This is a genomic window from Shewanella sp. FeAMO, assembly GCF_053653955.1.
The window spans coordinates 4518500-4533911 of sequence record NZ_CM132201.1 but is presented as its reverse complement, the minus strand read 5'-3'; the positions used below and the strand labels follow the sequence as shown (position 1 = coordinate 4533911).

Here is a 15412-nt window from a genome sequence, read left to right as displayed (position 1 = left end):
GGGATGAAATGAACAAGCTAGCAAATGTTTGGGTTTTCAGCAGCGAGGCTGCTCGTCTGCCCGAAGTGATGGCCGCCGGTCTGCAACTGGGTGACAGTGTCTCTGTATTCGTCTTGGGTGGTGCCGATGAGGTTGCCAGGGCTGCAGCATTGGGCGCAAGCAAGGTGTATCACCTGGGCGAGAAGGACTCAAACCGCATAGTGGAAGAGTACGCCTTGACCATGGCCAAGGCGATTGAAGCCGAAGCGCAGGCGTCCCTGGTCTTGTTGCCAGCCAGCCGCCGCGGCAAGGCGTTGGCCGCCAAGCTGGGTGTGCGCCTGAGTGCCGGGGTTTTCAATGATGCCGCTGAACTCACAATCGATGGCGAAGGCCATGTCGGTGCCAAGCATCTGGTCTACGGTGGCCTGGCCATCGGCGAAGAGAAGATCACCTCTCAAATTGCTGTGGTGACTCTGGCCGCCGGCGCCTTCAAGGAGTTGCCAGCCGAAGAAGCGGGCAGCAGCGCCGAAACGATCACTCTGGAATTTGTTGCCCCTGCCAATGGCATTCGTTGCCTGGCACGTCGGCCAAAGGAAAAATCCAATATCGACCTGGGTAAGGCCAAGCGCGTTATCGGTGTGGGCAATGGCATAGGTTCGCAGGATAACCTGAAGCTGATTGAACAGCTGGCCGCCAAGGTTGGTGCCGAACTGGGCTGCAGCCGTCCGATTGCCGAAACTGAAAAGTGGATGGAGCGTGAGCGCTACATTGGGGTTTCAGGTGTGATGATCAAGCCTGATGTCTATATGGCCATAGGGATTTCCGGTCAGATCCAGCACATGGTTGGCGTCAACGACTCCCTGACCATTATTGCTGTCAACAAAGACAAGAATGCCCCCATCTTCCAGTATGCGGATTACGGCATTGTCGGTGATATCAACAAGATAGTTCCAGCCCTGCTGAACAGTTTCAAAGGCTAACTATCTGGCCCGGCTACCGGCTCAAGGGGCCGGTAGTCTCGAATTCAAGAGAGGATCAGCATGTCAGAAGATGCATTTGACGCAATCATAGTGGGAGGCGGGCTCGCCGGCTGCGTTGCTGCCTATGTCCTGGCCAGTCAGGGCGCCGATGTTCTGGTGATTGAACGCGGCAACTATGCCGGGGCCAAGAATATGACTGGTGGTAGACTCTACGCCCATAGCCTGGAAAAGATTATGCCCGATTTTGCCAAACGGGCGCCGCTGGAGCGTAAGGTTACCAAGGAAAAAGTATCGTTTCTCACTGATGATACTGCAGTAACCCTGGACTATCACAACGGCCGTGGTCAGGAGCCGGTAGAGGAATCTTATACTCTGCTCAGAGGCACTTTCGATCAGTGGCTGGCCGAACAGGCCGAAGAAGCCGGTGCTCAGTTTATTACCGGTATTCGGGTTGAAAAAATCCTCAAGGAAGACGGTAAGGTCATAGGGGTGGAGGCCGATGGCGACTCACTGCTGGCCAAGACAGTGATTCTGGCTGAAGGGGTCAACCCTCTTCTGGGGGAACAGCTCGGCATGGTTAAGCCCAAGGTGCAATCCAGTGCCATGGCGGTCGGAGCCAAGGAGCTTATCGCCCTCTCAGAGCAGCAGATTAAGGATCGTTTTAATGTCAGTGGTGATGAAGGCGTTGCCTGGCTGTTTGCCGGTTCACCCTCCAATGGTCTCTTGGGCGGGGGCTTCCTTTACACCAATAAAGACACTGTTTCTTTGGGGATTGTTTGTGGCTTGCACCACATAGAAACCTCTTCCAAGACAGTGCCGCAGATGTTGGAAGACTTCAAGAATCATCCGGCGATCAAGCCTTTGATTGAAGGCGGCAAGTTGCTTGAGTACTCAGGCCACGTGGTTCCCGAGGCCGGACTGAACATGCTGCCCAAGCTGGTGGATGACGGTGTCTTGATTGCCGGGGATGCGGCAGGCTTCTGTCTCAACGTGGGCTATACGGTTCGCGGAATGGACTTGGCTATCGCATCCGGTGAGGCCGCCGCCAGAGCCGTACTTGCCGCCAAGGCCAAGAATGACTTCAGTGCCGCCGGACTCGGTGCCTATCAAACACTGCTGGACAACAGCTTTATCATGAAAGATCTCAAGCTGTACCAGAAATTACCCGCCTTTATGGAGAACCCAAGGATCTTTAATCAGTATCCCAAGCTGGTCGCCGACATAATGCAGGAGATGTTCACCATAGATGGCAGCGCCTCGCAACCTCTGCGCAAGACCCTGATGAAGCATGCCAAAGAGGTGGGTTATATGAATCTGATTAAAGATGGTATTAAGGGGATGACAGCGATATGAGCGAGCCAGTCAATGTTGATGTGAAATTGGGGGTGAACAAGTTCTATGTTGATGAGGGACATCCACATATCGAGCTTGTTGAAAACCCGGATATCAATGAATTCCGTAAGTTGGTTAACGCCTGCCCAGCAGGACTCTATAAAATTCAGGACGACGGCAGCCTTAAATTTGACTCTGCTGGTTGTTTGGAATGTGGCACCTGTAAAATGCTTTGCGGTGAAACCATTATCAAGAAATGGGAATATCCCAGAGGTACATTCGGTATTGAATATCGTTATGGCTAGTGCCGCTTGAAAACTTTAAATCTGAATTTAAGTTAGTTTTCTAACGAGCTCGATTGTGCAAAATGAGAGCATACACTTTTAATGTTATTAGCCCTGTTGAATAAACAGATTTTGATAATGCTTAACTTGAAGCGCTGTGCTCTTATTTGTTTTAACTTTTAACCTGTTTAAAGATTTGTCTGCGACTTATGTAGTTTGCTAACTGTAACCGTTTTCTCACTTTTGAGCTTCAGATTTGTTTTAGTCCCATTTTTTATTCAGTATTTCTCGACTGAGAAATCAGGCTGAAGATTAATGGCACATTTTGTGAACGAATAAATCAACCATGTTTATTGGTTTAATATAAGAGATTAGCATATGAAAGCTAAAAAGTTCGATGAAATGGAGTTTACGCCATTACATAAGAAAATCATGTTTTGGGGCAGTGGTGGTCCCTTCCTCGACGGTTATATTCTGGTCATTATTGGCCTGGCGCTTGAGCAACTGATCCCTGAAATGCAGCTGGATGCCAACTGGATAGGCCTGGTTGGGGCATCTACCCTGGTGGGCCTATTTGTCGGTACCGCACTCTTTGGTTACATCGCCGACCTATTCGGTCGTAAGTTAATGTTTCTAATAGATATCATAGCGATAGCCGTGTTATCTGTCGCCACTATGTTCGTTTCATCGCCGATAGAGTTAGTGGTGATGCGCTTCCTTATCGGGGTAGTGATAGGGGCCGATTACCCCATTGCCACCTCCATGGTGGCCGAGTTTTCCCCAACCAAGAAGCGGGCCTTTACCATGGGCTTCATAGCCTTGATGTGGTATGTGGGCGCTACTGCGGCCAATGCGGTAGGTTATCTGCTTTATGACGTTGAAGGGGGCTGGCGCTGGATGCTCGGCAGCGGCCTGATACCTTGTCTGGTAATCCTGCTTGGGCGTTTCCATCTGCCCGAGTCGCCACGCTGGCTGCTGCGCAAGGGCCGTATCGCCGAGTACAAACAAGTTATGCAACAGTACTTTGGCGGCAATATTCATATTGAAGCGGAAGAGAAGATCGATACCCAGTATCGTAAGCTGTTCGAAAAACGCAACTTCACCATGATCATCTTTATCGGCACAATTTGGACCTGCCAGATCATTCCCATGTTTGCCATCTACACCTTTGGGCCGCAGATAGTCGGGGCCTTGGGTTTTTACGATGGCAAAGACTCGGCGCTTGGCAACATTATTATCAGTACCTTCTTTATCATAGGTTGTATTCCGGCCATGTATTGGCTGGATTCCATGGGCCGTCGACCACTGCTTATCATCAGCTTTGCCATGATGACCTTGTCGCTGGCCATGCTGGGACTGGTTTCCTCGCCTGGTATCTGGGTAGTGATTGCGGCCTTTGGCATGTACGCCTTCTGCTCCGGAGGCCCTGGGATCTTGCAGTGGCTCTACCCCAATGAGCTGTTCCCTACCGATATCCGCGCTTCGGCCGTGGGTGCCGTGATGTCTTTCAGCCGTATAGGCACCATACTCTCGACCTATGCCTTGCCTGTGTTTATGAACGCTTATGGCGTTTCCTGGACCATGATGGCCGGTGCCGGTATTTCACTGTTGGGCCTGGTGGTTTCCATCTTGCTGGCACCGGAAACCCGTGGCATGACCCTGGCGGACACCAGTGTTGCAGGATTTGTAAAGCACTGATTATAAAATACTAATCATCTTTCGCTAGTTATCAAATACTGAGAAATCGCCGCCTCATGGGAGGCGGCAATAGCTTCAACGGTCGGCGACATAAGGGTTGTGGCGCCGCTCTTCAGCAAAAGTGGACATGGGGCCATGACCGGGAATAAAGCAGGTATCTCCCCCCAGCAGCCAGAGTTTGTTCTTGATGGAATCCAGCAGCGCCGTGTGATTCCCGCCGGGAAAATCGCAGCGGCCTATGGAGTGCCTGAACAGCACATCGCCAACCCAGGCCAACTTGGCCGCTGGGGCAAAGAATACCAGGTGGCCTGGTGTATGGCCCGGGCAATGAATCACCTGAAGTTGTAACTCGCCGACCCAAATAGTGTCATCCTGCTCAAGAAAGCGGTCTGGATAAAAGACATCACAGTGGGGAAATTGATATAGACGACATTCCTCCGGCAACATATCAAACAGAAAAGTATCATCCTTATGAGGGCCGAGTATTTCGGCAGATGAACTCTTGGCCAATAATCTGGCCGCGCCGATATGATCGATATGGCCATGGGTCAGGAGTATCTTATCCAGCTCCAGTTTATTGTCTTCAATAAAACTTGTTATCTTCTCTACTTCACCACCAGGATCTATTACAGCAGCCTTGTTGCAACCATCTTGCCAAACAATACAGGCATTTTGTTTGTAATGAGTTACAGGAATAATTTTGAAGTTTACATTTTGAGTCATTTATATCTCCACGATTATATAACGATAAGTTGAGTTTACTTGTCGATGGATTCTATTGGTTGATATTGCTCAATAAATCAAAAATTATTTTCTGTGATTTTATATTTAAATTAATTAAATGGATTGTTTCAGGCTTTAAATTTATACCTTATTGTTCAATAATCTATTTCACTTGGATTATTGTGAAATGGCTCAAAGGGATTGCGGGCTAATTTCTATAATATTGACCATGTTCCAGCATTTCTCTCTGGATTGACTCGAATATGCCTGGGGTTATACTGCCGTAGGTACCTGTCGCAGAGTTTAGACAGGCGTCCTGCTTACTGATGAAAACTTGCTGAGGTATCGATGAACTATCGACTGACAAACGAACAAGAAGCATTTATTGCAGGAGTAAGAGACCTGATGTCACAGGAGGACTGGGAGCGCTATTTCTCCGCCTGCGACGACAACAATGAATATCCTGAACGTTTTGTCAAAGAGCTGGCCAAGCTGGGGCTGGACAGTTTGCTGCTTCCGGAAGAATACGGTGGCAGCGATGCCGGTCTGGTGACTCTGGCCTTGATCTGGGAAGAGTTGGGCCGTCTCGGTGCGCCAACCTATGTGCTTTATCAGATGGCGGGTTTTCCCACTATATTGCAGGAAGGTACCCAGGAGCAGATTGACAAGATCATGGCCTATATAGGTACCGGCAAACAGGTGTGGAACTCGGCGGTCACCGAGCCGGATGCCGGCTCGGATGTTCGCAGCCTACAGACCACTTATACCCGAAAGAAAGGCAAGGTCTACCTCAATGGCACCAAATGTTATATCACCAGTGCCGCCGAGACCCCTTACCTGGTGGTGATGGCCAAAGATTCCGCCAGCTTCGAACCAATTTTCTCCGAGTTTTTTGTCGATATGAGTAAACCGGGGATCTCTGTCAGCCACTTGCCCAAGCTGGGACTGAAGATGGACAGTTGCTGTGTGGTGGAGTTCGACAATGTAGAGCTGGAGGAAAAGGACTTTTTCGGTACCGAAGGCAACGGGTTTGCCAGGGTGAAGAAGGAGTTTGATCTGGAGCGTTTCCTCATTGCCTGCAGCAACTATGGTTGCGCCTATTGCGCCTTCGAAGATGCCGCCCGTTACGCCAACAAGCGGGTACAGTTTGACTTGCCGATCGCCAAGACACAGCTGATCCAGGAAAAGTTTGCCTATATGTCGGTGCAGCTCACCAACATGAAGAACATGATTTATCACACCGCCTGGAAGGCCGACAACGGCCAGATGACCCCGGGCGATGCCGCCAAGTGTAAGCTCTACTGCTCCAAGGCGGCCTTCGATGTGGTTGACAATGCCATGCAGGTGTTTGGCGGCCAGGGGATCACCGGCGAGCATCGCATCAGCCGTTTCTGGCGCGATCTGCGGGTCGACAGAGTTTCCGGCGGCTCGGAAGAGATGCAGGTGCTGACGCTGGGCCGGGAAGTGCTCCGGGAGTATGTCTAGTCTTTAGGTAAAGACAGATACCGCCCACAATGTGGCCGAGTTGGCCTTCCTGTTGGCCAAGCTGCAACCGTTACCTAGCTGAAGCCTTACTGTAGTTGGTACTGGATAACTCCGTCCTGGGTCAGGCGGAAGATCCACAGGGAGTCGCCTTCGCGGTAATACCAGCTGTTGGCCAGGCCTTCTTCGGCTTTTAACTGAGAAGTGAACTCGCTCATCGCCGCGGCTGGCAGGCGGAAACTGCCGCTGGAGCTGTTGTTGTCCAGATCATTGTTGACCTTTATCTCCGTGGCCGAGGGCGGCAATATCGGTGGTAGCCAGCCTCGCTCGAATACTCCTTCAGCCCGTGCTTCGGCCTCGGTGGGGTATTGTTCGCTGATGACATCGCTGCAACCCCAGATTAAGGCGGTTAATGTCAGCATGGAGCTGATGGAAAGGGAACGCATCAGTGGTTTCATCTTGGGCTCCTTGTCAGTGAAATGGCGTTTTACTATAACAAAGGCGGCCTGTACCTAGTCTGAAGCCAAGTGAATTGATGGGTGAGCACTGAACTCAGTGTTCACCCATCGGCTGGTTAATGCTTACCACAGCTTGGATGTATAACACCTTCAGTGTTGTTGCCAAGCCCGAGGAAATCGAGGATATGTGGGGTCACGCCATCGACCTGCGTCATGGCGGTTTGGCTTAAATCTCCCTGGCAATAGGGGCTAATGCCCGGGTTATCCAGGCTGTTGTTGAGGATCAGAAAGGTATTGCGCTCGCCGGTACTCTGGCCGCCATGACCGGTTCCCAAACCGCCGTGATCTGAAGTCACCAGAATCAACCACTCTTCGTCCTGATAGTTGGGCCTTGAGGTCAGCGCTTGCAGCACTTGGGCTATCTGCTGATCTTCGTCGCGTATCTTTTGCTGATAGGTGGGATGCAGTGGTGCATAGGCATGGGTATGAATATCTGTGTTATGCAGATAGTAGAAGATGGCCGTGGGTGGGTTTTGCCAGCCCAGCCACTGTTTGACCGTGTCTGTAGCCTGTTGTGAGTTCTTGTTGGCATTGCTGACCACGAGATCGGCCTTGGCGGGTTTCAGGTTGTGGGTCAGATTGAACCAATCGGCAACCAGCGCCGTGGTTGCGGTAGGGTAGGCCTGCTTTATCAGATCAAAGACATGAGGTTTTTGCAGCACAAGGCTACTGTCGTTAGAGTGGACGCCGTGTTTATCGGCCCAGAATCCGGTGAAGACGCTGGACCAACCTGGCCCACTGAAGGTGGACTGGTGTCCACCGGCCAGCAGATTGTTGTGAAAGGCGCCTGTTGCAATCAGGCTATCCAGTGCCGGTGTCTCGGCGCAATCCTCACATTGGATGGCATCGCCCCTCAAGCCGTCCAGTCCTATCACCAGAATGTGTTTATTACCGGGTATCGGGTTCTTGATGCCGTGGTTGTCGAAGCGCTCATAGTAGTCCATCGGCTGTTGCCCCTTATTGAGCTGTAGGCCACCTACGTAGTCGGCTCTCTGGCTGCTGAGGCTGCAATTACCGCTTTGGGTGTGGTAGTTGAATGACTGACACCAATAGCTTCTCTGATCATCGACACAGGCATCGGCACAGGCCTCTGCGCTCAGGCCGGGCAGCTGTTCGCTGTTGTACCCGGGTAAAAAGGCTTGCTCCACATGAACAAACTGTTCGAGTGAACTGGGCTTCAAGCTGTAATGGGCATAGGGGTTACCGGGATAATCTGTCTTGAGTCCACCGACATCGGCCGCGCGTTTGTCGCTGAGATCGCAGGATTGATTCTGTTTGTGATAATCAAAAGAGACGCACCAACTGCGCCCTTCCTCAAGACAGGCATTGGCACATTGAGCCGCGGTTACCCCGGACAACTTCTCTGAGTTGTAACCGGAAATCGCAGCATTGTCTGTCATCTCAAACCTGGACAGCGGATTGTCGCTCGCCTGGGCGCCGGCCGCGGCCAGCAGCAATAGGCTGAGACTCAGGGGTGAAGTTTTCATTGTTAGCTCCTTGCTTTAAGGGAAGGCAGGTGGGTATCTGCCTCTTCCCCGGTTATGGGTTCCCGGTTTATTTCAGTGAAAGCTAATGACGGGGCTGTGAATCCTGATTCAGTTTTAGTTAATTACGGCTAGGCAAAAGCAAGCCCCGGGTCACCCGAGTGTCATTGCCTCTGTTGAGAATGGCTGCATTCGAACACAGACGAGGACCTATGAAATGCGCTCCACCTTAGCTTGCCTGTTGCTGCCCATAATGGCGGCGACTCCAGCCCTGGCCGAAGAATCGGCTCCGTTGCAATTTACTCTGAATACTGATGGCGGCATCAAGGTCGCCAATCACGACAAATCGGCCACTTTTCAGTTGGGTGGTCGCTTGCAATTCGACTATGACGCCACCGAATCAAAAGATAACCAGCTCGATACCGAGGACTTCGATGTGCGCCGGGCACGTTTGTATGTCAAAGGGCATGTCGGTGACTGGGGTTACAAGGCGCAGTTCAACATTGCCGAGAGTGACGGCGGCAAGGGAGGCAATGCCGAAGATCTCTATCTGAGCTACCTGGGATTTGGCAAACAGGCGCAGATCACCATAGGTAAACAGGCCGAGCCTTTCGGCCTGGAACGCCTGATGAGCTCCAAAGATATTTCAGCCCTCGAACGCAGTGCCATGACTGAACTGCACAGTCCGGGCCGGGCGCTCGGGGTCAAACTGCACGGTGTCGGAAGCAACTGGACCTATGCCCTGGGGGTATTTGAGTCAGATGGCGACGGTGGCAACGACTTCGAACATAAGGCGATGACAGGGCGCTTTACTTATACCCCATACCAAGTAGGTGATGCCGTTATTCACTTAGGCGCCAGCTACACCCAGCGTGATGCCGATGTCAGCGAAGATGAGGTCAAGGGCTATGGCCTGGAACTGGCGGCCAGTAGCGGCCCTTTGCATTTGCAGGCGGAATACTTCGGCAGCGAGTTCGGCGATGAAGATCTCGACGGCTTCTATGTTCAGGGCGGCTGGGTGATTACCGGGGAATCCCGTCCTTACAAGCAAGGTAACTTCGGCCGGGTCAAACCGGGCAATGCCTATGGTGCCTGGGAGCTGGTATTGAGGTTAGAACAGGGCGACGGCAATTATGGTGATATTGGCCTGGACAAGAGCACTCAAGTGTACGACGGCAATATGTACACCCTGGGGGTGAACTACTACGCAGATAAAAATGTCCGTTTGGGCCTCAACTACTCCAAGGGTGAAGCCGAGGACCTGCTGGGGAACGAGTTCAGCGGCAGTGAACTGCGGGCCAGGTTCCAGTACGCCTTTTAATTCAATGGCTGCGCCTGGGGTTGTCACAGTTCTGTCTTGATATGACGTAATAATGACGTTTCTGTTACGCCGGCAGGCGCAGGTTCAATAGCACAGCGAGGAAAACAAGATGAACAAGCTCAATCAACTGCTGCTCACTCTGAGCCTTACCGGGGCGGCTCTTTTCAGCCAAAGCGCGCTGGCATTGGAGTCGCTGAAAATAGCCTTGATCCCATCGGAAGATTCCCGCGCCATGATCAAACAGTCACAGGCGCTGATGGATGAACTGGGTAAACAATTGGGGGTTAAGGTCGAAGGCTTTGTTGCTACCGACTACAACGGGGTGATAGAAGCGCTGAGAGCCAAGCATATTGATATCGCCTATCTGGGTCCCTTCTCTTATGTCAAGGCGACTCAGGTCACGGATGTTGAGGCCTTTGTGGTGGCCGAAACCAAGAAGAAGGGCGCTGTGGCCTATCACAGCCAGATCATCGCCAGAGCCGATTCAGATATCAAAGATATTCAGGACCTTAAGGGTAAAGACTTCGCCTTTGTCGACCCTACTTCCACCTCAGGTTATGTGTTTCCTATGGTGGGATTGAAGCATGCCGGTATTGAACCCAAAGACGACTTTGCCACCCTCATCTACACAGGGGCTCACGATGCCAACATACTGGCAGTGAAAAATCGCCGGGTGGATGCTGCGACTGTGGCCGACAGGATCCTCAGTGCCGCCGTCGACAAAGGCATGATCGGCAGTGAGGAATACCGTGTGGTTTGGCGCTCGCCGGCTATCCCGGAGTCTCCCATGGTCTGGCGTAAAGACCTGGCCGAAGAAGACAAGCAGAAGATCCGCACTGCCTTCCTGAGCCTGAAGAATCTGCAGTTCGGCGATCAGGGTGAGGTCAATCGCTATGTGGCTACAGATGATGCCGCATACGATGTTGTCCGCGAAGCTGCCAAGTTGGCACGGCAGTAATGGCAGGGTCAGAAAGATGATTGAAGTCAGAAACTTGAGTAAAGCATACGGCGAGACCCGGGTATTGGAAGATATCAACTTCAAGGTCGAAGCCGGTGAGTTTGTCGTGGTACTCGGCCCCTCGGGGGCGGGAAAGTCCACGCTGCTGCGCTGCATCAACCGCCTGACGCCGCCTTCCAGCGGTGAGGTGTTGATCGACGGCGAGTCCTATCCAGTGGGAGACAAGCATGCCTACCGAATATTATCTCAGCGAATTGCGATGGTGTTTCAGCATCATAATCTTGTTGATCGTTTATCTGTAATCAAAAACGTGCTCACCGGGCGCATGGCCAAGATCCCCTTCTGGGCCTGTCTGTTGCAGCTGTTTCCCAAACAGGATGTGGAGGCGGCATTGAACGCCATCGCCCAGGTTGGACTGGAGGAGAAGGCCTGGAATCGCGCCGATAACCTCAGCGGCGGCCAGCAGCAAAGGGTTGGCATCGCCAGGGCGCTGGCCCAGGAGCCTGACCTTATATTGGCCGACGAGCCAGTGGCCAGTCTCGATCCCAAGACCTCAAGGCAGATCCTGGGGTATATCCGCGAAGTGAGCCGCAAGAACAACATCGCCGTGCTCTGCAACCTGCACCAGATAGATTACGCCATGGAATTCGGCCAAAGGATCATAGGGATTTCCGGCGGCCACATAGTCTTCAACGGCAAGCCCGAGGAGCTGACCCCCGAGATAGTGGCGCAGATCTATCCCGGCCTGGAAGATGAAGGCATTGCCAAGTTGGTCAGTCGCACCGCCGAGGAACTGCGGCGCAAGAAGGCCGGCGCACCGGTGTTGAAGGAGGCCCTATGTTGAAACAGTATCGATTTGTGGCCAATGCGCCACGTGGCCCCATGGGCTGGTGGGTGTTGCTGCCCATAGCTTTGGTCTCGCTGGCCACACTCAACTGGACGGTGACAGGTACAGACACTGAAATTGGCAAATTAGTGCAGGGACTGCCCTGGATAGCCGACTTTATCGGCCGCATGTTGCCTCCCAATCTAAGCTATATCACTGACAACCTGATAGGCCCGGCGCTGCAGACCTTGCAAATTGCGCTGTTGGGGACTCTGTTGTCAATAGTGTTGGCAGTGCCGGTCAGCTTACTGGCTGCCCGTAATCTGTCACCCAACGCCTGGCTCTATCACAGCAGTCGTCAGGTGCTGAACGTGCTCAGGGGCATAAATGAAATTATTCTGGCACTGATCTTCGTGGCCGCCGTTGGCCTTGGGCCCTTTGCCGGTGTGCTGGCGTTGGCAGTGCATGGTGCAGGCATGGTGGGCAAGTTCTTCTCTGAAGCGATTGAAGAGATAGATCAGGGCCCGATAGAGGCGATGCGCGCCTCAGGTTGCTCGACGCCGAAAATCGTGCTGTTCGGCATACTGCCGCAGGTATTGCCGGCATGGATCGGGGTGGTGCTGTACCGCCTGGAAGCCAATATCCGTATCTCCACTATTCTGGGAATGGTCGGCGCCGGAGGCATAGGCTTTGAGCTGATGACCACCATGAAGTTATTCGAGTATGAGAATACCGCCGCTTGTGTGCTGGTTATCCTCTTGCTTGTGTTTGCTACCGACATTATCTCCGCCAGATTACGCAGTTTTATTCGCTGATTTCAGGACCACAACAAGATGTACAGATATCACAATCCTGTAGAGATAATTACAGGGCTGGGGGCCCTGCGCGCCCTTGAATCCCGGGTGGCACAACAAGACTACGTGCTGTTGACCCACCCAGGGCAGACGTTTACGACCATGGCAGAGCGGGTGATTGCCGCAGCCGGTAGGCCACCACTGGCTTGCTTGACCGATGTGGAAGACAATCCTTCACTGGCCAACCTGCAGCGTCTGTGTCGGCAATTACAGGCCCTGCCGGCCAAGCCAGCGCTGCTGTTGGCGTTGGGCGGTGGCTCGGTGATAGATGCCTGCAAGGTACTTTGTGCCACCGGGGGCGATTTTGACCGCCTGAGGGCCATGCTCAATGGAACCGAGCCCGTGGCGCCCTTGCCCTATATCGCGATTCCCACCACCTCGGGTACCGGCAGCGAAGTGACCTGCTGGGCCACGGTTTGGGATCCCGAGACGCAGCGTAAGCACTCCTTGGCGCACCCGGCGCTTTATGCCCGGAGCGCCTTGTTGGAGCCCGAGTTGACCTTGAGTTTGCCACTGAATCTCAGCATTTCTACCGCACTCGATGCCCTGTCTCATGCGCTGGAAAGCCTGTGGAATCACAACCGGAATCCGCTGAGCAGTCAATATGCAGTGAGAGCTGCACAGATGATTTTATCTCAGCTACCTAGGCTTAAGCTTTGCAGTCATGAACTGGCACTACGGGAGACACTGCAGCTGGCCTCTCTGTTTGCCGGATTGGCATTTTCCAATACCAAGACCTCACTGGCACATAACATCTCCTACCGGGTGACGTTGGAAAAAGGGGTCAGCCACGGCCAAGCATGTAGCTTTACTCTGCCGATGATCATCCGCGCCATGAGTGGCGATACTCACGTACAGCCGCTGTTGGAGCAGATTTTTGGTTGCCCGCCACTATTGGCCGCAGAGCGGTTGGAACAGCTACTGCTCAGGCTGGGTATCGATGTTGACCCCAGACGTTATGGTTATCGGCCCCAGCAGTGGCTGGCACTGGTAGCCGAAGCGGCCGATGGTCAGCGAGGGCGCAACTTCAGCGGCGACCCGCAGCGCCTGCTGGCGCTCTATCAACAAAGTTTTCAGATGGATGAGGTAATTTCATGTCAAAAGTAGCGGGTGTGATATTCGATTGGGCCGGAACTACAGTGGACTTTGGTTCCTTTGCACCGACCAGTATCTTTGTCGAGGCCTTTGCCCAGGCCTATGATTTCGAACTTTCACTCAAGGAAGCCCGTGGCCCCATGGGGTTGGGCAAGTGGGACCATATTCGCGCTCTGGGTGATACTCCAGCCATCGCCGAACGCTGGTTGGTGCAATTTGGCCGTCCCATGAGTGATGAGGATGTCGATGCTATCTACCGGCGTTTTATGCCGTTGCAAATTGCCAAGGTCGGCGAGTTTGCCGACCTTATCCCGGGGACGCTGGAGACAGTGGCCTGGCTCAGGCAGCAAGAGATCAAAATAGGTTCTTGCAGCGGTTATCCGAGGGAAGTGATGGCTGAGTTGTTGCCGGCGGCCAAGGCGCGCGGCTTTGTTCCCGACTCTGTGGTCGCTACCGGTGAACTCAGTGCCGGTGGCCGTCCAGGCCCCTGGATGGCGCTGCAAAACGTGCTCAATCTGGGGATTGCCGATGTTGGACATTGCCTCAAGGTGGATGATTCGGCGCCTGGCATTCACGAAGGGCACAGTGCCGGCATGTGGACTGTAGGTCTGAGTCTTTCCGGTAACGAATCCGGTATGACACTGGCAGACTTTCTGGCTGCTACAGAGGCCGACAAGGTGTTTGCCCGCCGTACCGCTTCTGTCAATCTGGCTGCTGCAGGGGCGCACTACATCATTGATACTATTGCGCAGTTGCCTGAGGTAGTGCTGGATATCAACGCCAGATTGGCACGGGGTGAGCGGCCCTGATATTCAAGTAAAATCACTGTTAAGCAGCTCTTATTCTCCAGCAGGAAAGGGCTGCTTTTTTGTATGGCTGGATTGCGTTTAACCAGTGCCGGCAAGCCGGGATCAAACACTTATCTGGGTATCCTTGTGCTGGGCGACTAGGGCTATCAGGGTTTTTATCATGGGGGAGTTGAGCTGTTTATTGTGTACCACCAGGCTGCTGCTGGCCTTGAGCTGGTCACTGACAATCCGCTTGGTTACTATCTGTTCGTGGGGCGTATGCTCATCCTCGGCCACCACAGAGATACCCAGGCCCTGGGCGACAGCTTCGCGCACCGATTCGCGGCTGCCCAGTTCATAGGCAAGCTGAGGGACAATGCCCGCGTTTTGCAGCGCGCCAAGAAACAGCTTGCGGGTCAGGGAACCTGGCTCGCGGATCAATAGCTCCTCATTGGCAAAGTCTTCTATGCTCAGGGTGTCCTTACGACACAGCCGATGGTCTCTTGGCAAAATCGCCATCAGCTTATAGCGATAATAATGGAAAGCCTGCAGCCCAGGCTGACTCTGCGGCAGAACAAAGAAACCGGCATCCACAGTTTCTGTCTCCAGCAGTTGCAATACCTTGTTGGAGGCGGCAAAGGTGATATTGACCTTGATGTTGGGGTAAATAAGCCGAAACTCGCGCACTATGGCCGACAGTCTGACAGGGTTGACGGCGGCGATATGCAACTCGCCGGTTTGGCTTATGCTGTGAGAAAGCAAAATGAACTCGGCTTCTTTCAACTGGCTGAGTATTGCCCTGAATGAAGGCAACAGCGCCACCCCGAGCTGGGTCAGGCGATTATTTTCCCGCTGGCGCAGAAACAGCTTGGCGCCATAGGCTTCTTCCAAAGAGGCTATCTGATTGATGATAGAGGGTTGCGATACTTGCAGGTGTTCGGCGGCCTCTTTAAAACTGCGCTGCTGCGCCAGGGCACAGAAGGCGCGGATCTGAGCGAGTGAAATTTGAGGCTTGGGCATCTTTTCGCGAGTAAACAAGGGCTGATGGCATAATTTTGCTACCAATTTATGACGCCACTATGACATGACC

Annotated in this window: 15 protein-coding genes; 11 read left to right on the top strand and 4 right to left on the bottom strand. The window is 53.0% G+C overall.

Going from position 1 to position 15412, the window contains the following annotated elements:
* Nucleotides 1–8 precede the first annotated feature (8 nt).
* The 4 genes from ACWAU4_RS20235 (at nt 9) to ACWAU4_RS20220 (ending at nt 4273) form a co-directional block, all read left to right on the top strand.
* Nucleotides 9–959 (top strand): FAD-binding protein, encoded by a 951-nt coding sequence (locus ACWAU4_RS20235; protein ID WP_208125203.1) that lies wholly within the window; start codon nt 9–11, stop codon nt 957–959.
* A gap of 60 nt (nt 960–1019) precedes the next feature.
* The gene (locus ACWAU4_RS20230) at nt 1020–2312 is read left to right on the top strand and encodes an FAD-dependent oxidoreductase (protein ID WP_123117090.1); all 1293 of its coding nucleotides are present in this window, start codon (nt 1020–1022) and stop codon (nt 2310–2312) included.
* Nucleotides 2309–2596 (top strand): 4Fe-4S dicluster domain-containing protein, encoded by a 288-nt coding sequence (locus ACWAU4_RS20225; RefSeq protein ID WP_025010089.1) that lies wholly within the window; start codon nt 2309–2311, stop codon nt 2594–2596. The genes ACWAU4_RS20230 and ACWAU4_RS20225 overlap by 4 nt, the downstream gene beginning before the upstream one ends.
* 357 nt (nt 2597–2953) lie before the next feature.
* Nucleotides 2954–4273 carry an MFS transporter gene (locus ACWAU4_RS20220; RefSeq protein ID WP_028780097.1) on the top strand — a complete coding sequence of 440 codons (1320 nt, stop codon included), beginning with the start codon at nt 2954–2956 and terminating at the stop codon, nt 4271–4273.
* 75 nt (nt 4274–4348) lie between these two features.
* Here the strand turns inward: ACWAU4_RS20220 and ACWAU4_RS20215 are convergent, their stop codons facing one another.
* Nucleotides 4349–4996 (bottom strand): MBL fold metallo-hydrolase, encoded by a 648-nt coding sequence (locus tag ACWAU4_RS20215; RefSeq protein WP_454290365.1) that lies wholly within the window; start codon nt 4994–4996, stop codon nt 4349–4351.
* Nucleotides 4997–5344: 348 nt separating this feature from the next.
* On the opposite strand from ACWAU4_RS20215, the gene caiA reads away from it, so the two are divergent.
* Entirely contained in the window at nt 5345–6481 is a 1137-nt protein-coding gene (gene caiA / locus ACWAU4_RS20210) for a crotonobetainyl-CoA dehydrogenase (RefSeq protein WP_028780099.1), read from the top strand.
* 86 nt (nt 6482–6567) lie between these two features.
* Here caiA and ACWAU4_RS20205 read toward each other — a convergent pair whose 3' ends face one another.
* Entirely contained in the window at nt 6568–6936 is a 369-nt protein-coding gene (locus ACWAU4_RS20205; protein WP_082052712.1) for a hypothetical protein, read from the bottom strand.
* A gap of 116 nt (nt 6937–7052) precedes the next feature.
* Entirely contained in the window at nt 7053–8483 is a 1431-nt protein-coding gene (locus tag ACWAU4_RS20200; RefSeq protein WP_208125201.1) for a PAN domain-containing protein, read from the bottom strand.
* 214 nt (nt 8484–8697) lie between these two features.
* Here ACWAU4_RS20200 and ACWAU4_RS20195 point away from each other — a divergent pair, with 214 nt between their 5' ends.
* The 6 genes from ACWAU4_RS20195 to phnX all read left to right on the top strand — a co-directional run bounded on the left by ACWAU4_RS20195 (nt 8698) and on the right by phnX (nt 14343).
* The gene (locus ACWAU4_RS20195; protein ID WP_052678657.1) at nt 8698–9801 is read left to right on the top strand and encodes an OprO/OprP family phosphate-selective porin; all 1104 of its coding nucleotides are present in this window, start codon (nt 8698–8700) and stop codon (nt 9799–9801) included.
* 109 nt (nt 9802–9910) lie between these two features.
* A complete protein-coding gene (gene phnD / locus ACWAU4_RS20190; protein WP_208125200.1) occupies nt 9911–10759 on the top strand; it encodes a phosphonate ABC transporter substrate-binding protein in 849 nt (282 codons plus the stop codon).
* Between the two features lie 16 nt (nt 10760–10775).
* Nucleotides 10776–11603 carry a phosphonate ABC transporter ATP-binding protein gene (phnC, locus tag ACWAU4_RS20185; protein ID WP_025010083.1) on the top strand — a complete coding sequence of 276 codons (828 nt, stop codon included), beginning with the start codon at nt 10776–10778 and terminating at the stop codon, nt 11601–11603.
* Nucleotides 11597–12400 (top strand): phosphonate ABC transporter, permease protein PhnE, encoded by an 804-nt coding sequence (gene phnE, locus ACWAU4_RS20180; protein WP_144131482.1) that lies wholly within the window; start codon nt 11597–11599, stop codon nt 12398–12400. The genes phnC and phnE overlap by 7 nt, the downstream gene beginning before the upstream one ends.
* A gap of 18 nt (nt 12401–12418) precedes the next feature.
* Entirely contained in the window at nt 12419–13546 is a 1128-nt protein-coding gene (locus tag ACWAU4_RS20175) for a phosphonoacetaldehyde reductase (RefSeq protein ID WP_156018594.1), read from the top strand.
* Nucleotides 13534–14343, top strand: coding sequence for a phosphonoacetaldehyde hydrolase (gene phnX, locus ACWAU4_RS20170; protein WP_208125199.1), 810 nt, complete (start codon nt 13534–13536; stop codon nt 14341–14343). Before ACWAU4_RS20175 ends, phnX begins: the two co-directional genes overlap by 13 nt.
* A gap of 102 nt (nt 14344–14445) precedes the next feature.
* Here the strand turns inward: phnX and ACWAU4_RS20165 are convergent, their stop codons facing one another.
* The gene (locus ACWAU4_RS20165) at nt 14446–15342 is read right to left on the bottom strand and encodes a LysR substrate-binding domain-containing protein (RefSeq protein WP_146146513.1); all 897 of its coding nucleotides are present in this window, start codon (nt 15340–15342) and stop codon (nt 14446–14448) included.
* Between the last annotated feature and the right edge of the window lie 70 nt (nt 15343–15412).

What these genes read in the sequence shown, in the direction of transcription:
- ACWAU4_RS20230 (WP_123117090.1), top strand. Translation starts at nt 1,020, where the DNA reads ATGTCAGAAGATGCATTTGACGCAATCATAGTGGGAGGCGGGCTCGCC.
- phnE (WP_144131482.1), top strand. Translation starts at nt 11,597, where the DNA reads ATGTTGAAACAGTATCGATTTGTGGCCAATGCGCCACGTGGCCCCATG.
- ACWAU4_RS20225 (WP_025010089.1), top strand. Translation starts at nt 2,309, where the DNA reads ATGAGCGAGCCAGTCAATGTTGATGTGAAATTGGGGGTGAACAAGTTC.
- ACWAU4_RS20235 (WP_208125203.1), top strand. Translation starts at nt 9, where the DNA reads ATGAACAAGCTAGCAAATGTTTGGGTTTTCAGCAGCGAGGCTGCTCGT.
- phnD (WP_208125200.1), top strand. Translation starts at nt 9,911, where the DNA reads ATGAACAAGCTCAATCAACTGCTGCTCACTCTGAGCCTTACCGGGGCG.
- caiA (WP_028780099.1), top strand. Translation starts at nt 5,345, where the DNA reads ATGAACTATCGACTGACAAACGAACAAGAAGCATTTATTGCAGGAGTA.
- phnX (WP_208125199.1), top strand. Translation starts at nt 13,534, where the DNA reads ATGTCAAAAGTAGCGGGTGTGATATTCGATTGGGCCGGAACTACAGTG.
- ACWAU4_RS20175 (WP_156018594.1), top strand. Translation starts at nt 12,419, where the DNA reads ATGTACAGATATCACAATCCTGTAGAGATAATTACAGGGCTGGGGGCC.
- ACWAU4_RS20205 (WP_082052712.1), bottom strand. Translation starts at nt 6,936, where the DNA reads ATGAAACCACTGATGCGTTCCCTTTCCATCAGCTCCATGCTGACATTA.
- ACWAU4_RS20215 (WP_454290365.1), bottom strand. Translation starts at nt 4,996, where the DNA reads ATGACTCAAAATGTAAACTTCAAAATTATTCCTGTAACTCATTACAAA.
- ACWAU4_RS20195 (WP_052678657.1), top strand. Translation starts at nt 8,698, where the DNA reads ATGCGCTCCACCTTAGCTTGCCTGTTGCTGCCCATAATGGCGGCGACT.
- ACWAU4_RS20220 (WP_028780097.1), top strand. Translation starts at nt 2,954, where the DNA reads ATGAAAGCTAAAAAGTTCGATGAAATGGAGTTTACGCCATTACATAAG.
- ACWAU4_RS20165 (WP_146146513.1), bottom strand. Translation starts at nt 15,342, where the DNA reads ATGCCCAAGCCTCAAATTTCACTCGCTCAGATCCGCGCCTTCTGTGCC.
- phnC (WP_025010083.1), top strand. Translation starts at nt 10,776, where the DNA reads ATGATTGAAGTCAGAAACTTGAGTAAAGCATACGGCGAGACCCGGGTA.
- ACWAU4_RS20200 (WP_208125201.1), bottom strand. Translation starts at nt 8,483, where the DNA reads ATGAAAACTTCACCCCTGAGTCTCAGCCTATTGCTGCTGGCCGCGGCC.